We start from the raw sequence: 4,432 nt of genomic DNA, 5'->3' as shown, positions 1-4,432 counted from the left end.
AACATCTCCCCCTAGATGTTAAGTCTGATTGCCTAGTCATTCTCAATAAGCACTGTTTATTGCGAATGACTGGGGGAACCCTGAAATTTTCGGCTTAGTTGGTGGCAGCTTGCCGCCAACTCACTCCTCTAGATAAGTATTTTGACTCAGGCATCTTCCTCTTTTGAGACGTTGTGACACTTAGGGTGCGGAATGTGGGTTTCAATTTGACAACGCCCAATTTCTTGATCAGACACGCTATAAACTAGGCGATGTTCTTTTGTAATGCGTCGTGACTATAATCCTGATAGTTCATGTTTTAATGCTTCTGGTTTTCCTAATCCAGAAAAAGGCTCTCTTTGAACATCTTTAATAAGGCTGACAATTTTAGCGTCAACTTTTTTATCTGCGATCACCCATTGGTTAAACTCATCAAAACTTCGGGTTAGAAAGGCGACTTTCCTGATAAGTTAGCAGCATCTACATAAATATAACTATCAGGATTTTTAAGAGATTCTCTTGCCTCTTGGAGATGTTGACGGTTAGCTTCTGTGGAAAGCAGATAGTCTGTTTCATCCATTTCAGCAGCTTCTTTAATCAATAAAATCGCTTCGACCACTGTTCCTTCTGGTAAGTCGAGGGGAGGTAAACTAAGTTGACCATTTTTGATGATTGTTTGGTATTTCAGTGCATTCATATAATTTTACTATTCTTGAGATTTTACTAATTATAGCAGTTTCAACGATAACTTGGCTCTTCTCGTTTCTGTATAGTCTTACCTCGTTGCCAGGGTATCCCTTGCAACGCATTTCCAGAGGTTCTAGCTTTTGTGTAACCCATCAAGGAAGGGAGGGATATCCTCCCCTTTCTCGTGCCAATGTAGAACCTTGGCACGAGACAAAAGGAATAGGATCAAGGTTATTTCTGTCCCTTTTTCTTATTTTTGCGGGACTTATTTTTTCTGACTATTCTTAGCAAGTTTCCGCCGCAAGCCGGTACCGAATCCGATAACGGTTACTAAACCTAACATGGCTAGAGGTTCAGATTCGGGTACGGGTACGGCTACGGTACTCACTATTAAATCATCAAAGGCAATATCAGAACTATCGTTAGGAGTCCCAAGTATTCCCAAAATCTCAAGAGTGCTTTGACCACTGGTTGCCGTGAATGTGAAATTACCCGAGCTATTGATCCCAAACTATTAATTTTTTGTTTTCGTTAGAGACGGTTTTATTACTAGGATTAATTACAAACTGACGACCACAATCTTTACCCTTACGTTTTGGTTTGCCATTATGTGTAGAACCATTTTTGATGGTATGGCAAGAACCCCATTTAGGACAACGAAATATTGAAGCTTGTGAATCTTTACAACTCAGGCTAGATAAGCAAGAGAGCTACGCCACTACTATCGGATCACTACCGGCTGAGCTCACCGTCGAAGCCTGATCTCACGGCCGAAGCCTGTCTCCTGTCTCCTTTTGCACGACTACTTAACTTTTCGATAATCTAAGACAAGAGTGGATTAAAAGTCAAATTTCCTCCGAGAACCTCTGAGAGAGTAAAATTTCTCTTTTCGCTATTTAGTGGCTTACCGCTAGAATAATAGGACAAAAACGCTATATATAGCGTCTAGCCAGTAGAGGACAAGGATGAAATATTTAGAAGAATGGCGTGGTAGCGGGGTGGACGCGGAGTTAATCCATCTCAATGTCACCAGTTTAGCGGGGTTATCTCCCAGTGAATACCTACTCTACTCCCAAGAATTACCGCGACGCAATGATGGCAGGGTTAGGGATAGTATTCTCAAGCGTTATGAACATACCAGTCAAGGCGGTTGGTGGTGTTCAGGAATTGACTTATTAACTGGTAATTATGACCTTTGGGGCTGTTTTAAGCCCGATTTTCCCCGTTTAAGCTTCGATAAGGCTAAACCGATTAAGTACGAACATCCCCCCCAAACCCCTACGGGAGTCTTTGCTTTGCGGGTTCCCCTGAAAATTTGGCAAAGGATAGCCCAGTCTATCAGTATTAATATTTTAACTGAAGAAGTGGATAATAAGCAAGAGGATCTCGGTTTTTGGTCTTGGGTAATCAAACATCCAGAGATACCTATTTGTCTTACGGAAGGAGCGAAAAAAGCGGGGGCATTACTAACAGCAGGTTATGTGACAATTGCCTTACCAGGGATTCACAATGGTTATCGTACTCCCAAGGACGAACTAGGTAGGAGAATCGGCAAATCTCATCTAATTCCGCAGCTGGAAAAATTAGCTAATTCCGGACGAAAGATTTATCTAGTTTTTGATCAAGAAACTAAACCAAAAACCCAACAAGCGGTTAATTTAGCTTTACAGAGAATGGGTTATCTATTCAGTCAGGCTAACTGTGAGGTAAAGGTGGTTACTTGGGATGCTGCTGATGGTAAAGGGGTGGATGATTTACTAATCAATCGAGGGGAAGATTACTTCCAACAAGTCTATCAAAAAGCTACCTCTTGGGAAATTTGGAAGGCAGCGAGTTTAAATAGTTTAACTCTCCCACCTCATCTAGAGTTAAATAGCCGTTACTTGCCAGATATTGCCATCCCTACATCAGCGCAGTTAATGGCGATTAAATCGGCTAAAGGTACGGGGAAAACTGAGTTTTTAGCCAAGATAGTTAAACAGGCTATTGCCAATCAACAAAAAGTTTTAGTTATCGGTCATCGGGTGAAACTGGTGGAGGAGTTATGTCAACGCTTTGGTTTAAACTATATCAGTCAAGTTAGGGACAATCCTGCGGCACAAATTTACGGTTATGGTTTATGTATTGACTCTCTCCATCCCCAATCACAAGCTAAATTTCAAGCGGAAGATTGGCGAGAAGCTATCATTATTATCGATGAGATCGAACAGGTTCTATGGCATGGGTTAAATGGGGATACTTGTAAAACTAATCGTGTGGCAATTTTAAGATCCCTAAAGTCCCTGCTGCAAACTGTGGTCAGCAGTGGGGGCAAAGTCCTAGTTGCCGATGCTGATTTAAGTGATATTTCCCTAGAATACTTAACTTCTCTAGCGGCGATTAAACTAGAAAATTTTTTAATTAGTAACGATTGGAAACCTAATTATAAGGAAGCTTGGCGAGTTTATAACTACTCTGATAATACTCCCCAACAGCTAGTTAATGATTTAGTCAAACATATTAAAGAGGGAGGAAAACCTTTTGTTTGTCTGTCAGCACAAAAGTTAACCAGTAAATGGGGGACAATTACCCTAGAATTTTATCTAAGAAAGCAATTTCCCCAGAAGAAAATTTTGCGGATAGACTCAGAGTCATTGCAAGATTCTAGTCACGCTGCCTATGAGGCGATTGGCAATTTAAATCAATTGTTGCTTAACTATGATATAGTTCTAGCTAGTCCTGCGATCGAAACGGGAATTAGTATTGATATTCAGCAACACTTTACCTCGGTTTGGTTTTTAGCACAGGGGATTCAAACTCCCACTTCTATCGTTCAATTTTTAGGGAGAATTAGAGAGAATATTCCTCGTTATATTTGGTCAGCAGTGTACGGATTTAATCAGGTGGGCAATGGTTCCACTTCTATCCCCAAACTTCTCACCTCTGGACACCGACTAACGGAGGTTAATATTCGCTTATTACACCAGTCAGATTTAGAATCTCTGGAGGATTTAGATACAACTTTTCAAGCGGAATCTCTCCTCTGCTGGGCAAAAATGGCTGTGCGAGTAAATGCTTATATGCTTAATTATCGTCAGTCAATTCTAGGTATTTTACAAGCAGAAGGTCATAGAATTAAAGAACGGAATCAGGAAGAAGAACTAGAAATAAATAATCAGTTAACGGCAGCAATTGAGGAAATTAGGGAACATAATTATCGTTCTGAATGCGAGGAAATTGCCAGCGCAGACGAGATCACGGAATCAGAATATCGTTGGCTAAAAAAACAGTTAATTAAGTCAGTGAAAGAAAGGAGAATTATCAGGAAATATGACCTATACAAACGCTATGGAATCCCCGTCACACCGCAATTAGTGATTAAAGATGATCAGGGATGGTATCAAGAACTACGCCTACATTACTTTTTGACAATTGGGCGACAATTTTTGTGCGATCGAGATGCTTTAATTGCCCGTAAACTGATAGAATCAGGTCAGGGAAGTTTATTTATTCCCGATTTTAATGGTAGTCAATTAGGAGTGATTATCGGGACGTTAGAAGTGTTGGGAATTCCCGTATTATTAGCTAACCCTGAAAGAGAATTAACTAATCATGATGCCGATTTACAAAAAATGGCCGAAATCGCCAATGAACTACCCCGCCGCAAGCGGACGGGGTATCAGAATCAAAATAGACTCAATTGTAGATTTTGGTGTAGCTGCAGGTATTCTTTATCTTGTTCTTTTACATATCTCGCTATCATACCTTCATCCCCATGCTTTCCTAC

Annotated in this window: 3 protein-coding genes and 3 pseudogenes; 1 reads left to right on the top strand and 5 read right to left on the bottom strand. The window is 40.6% G+C overall.

All coding sequences use genetic code 11. The features are described 5' to 3' along the window. Positions 1–146: 146 nt before the first annotated feature. The 4 genes and pseudogenes from O9332_RS06125 to O9332_RS06110 all read right to left on the bottom strand — a co-directional run bounded on the left by O9332_RS06125 (position 147) and on the right by O9332_RS06110 (position 1,295). Positions 147–395 (bottom strand): annotated as a pseudogene (locus O9332_RS06125) (Txe/YoeB family addiction module toxin). Between the two features lie 29 nt (positions 396–424). Next, entirely contained in the window at positions 425–676 is a 252-nt protein-coding gene (locus O9332_RS06120; protein ID WP_288024270.1) for a hypothetical protein, read from the bottom strand. A 255-nt stretch (positions 677–931) separates the two neighbouring features. Beyond that, a complete protein-coding gene (locus O9332_RS06115) occupies positions 932–1,111 on the bottom strand; it encodes a PEP-CTERM sorting domain-containing protein (protein WP_223212949.1) in 180 nt (59 codons plus the stop codon). 52 nt (positions 1,112–1,163) lie between these two features. Then, a complete protein-coding gene (locus O9332_RS06110) occupies positions 1,164–1,295 on the bottom strand; it encodes a hypothetical protein (RefSeq protein WP_423251354.1) in 132 nt (43 codons plus the stop codon). A 336-nt stretch (positions 1,296–1,631) separates the two neighbouring features. On the opposite strand from O9332_RS06110, the pseudogene O9332_RS06105 reads away from it, so the two are divergent. Continuing rightward, a pseudogene (locus O9332_RS06105) lies at positions 1,632–4,340 on the top strand (plasmid replication protein, CyRepA1 family); the annotation flags it as partial. Here O9332_RS06105 and O9332_RS06100 read toward each other — a convergent pair. Then, positions 4,331–4,432 (bottom strand): annotated as a pseudogene (locus O9332_RS06100) (IS200/IS605 family transposase); the annotation flags it as partial. The pseudogenes O9332_RS06105 and O9332_RS06100 sit on opposite strands and share 10 nt — an antisense overlap.

The organism is Microcystis sp. LE19-10.1B (assembly GCF_027530565.1).
Taxonomy (GTDB): domain Bacteria; phylum Cyanobacteriota; class Cyanobacteriia; order Cyanobacteriales; family Microcystaceae; genus Microcystis; species Microcystis aeruginosa.
This window is presented reverse-complemented; position numbering and strand designations above follow the sequence as displayed.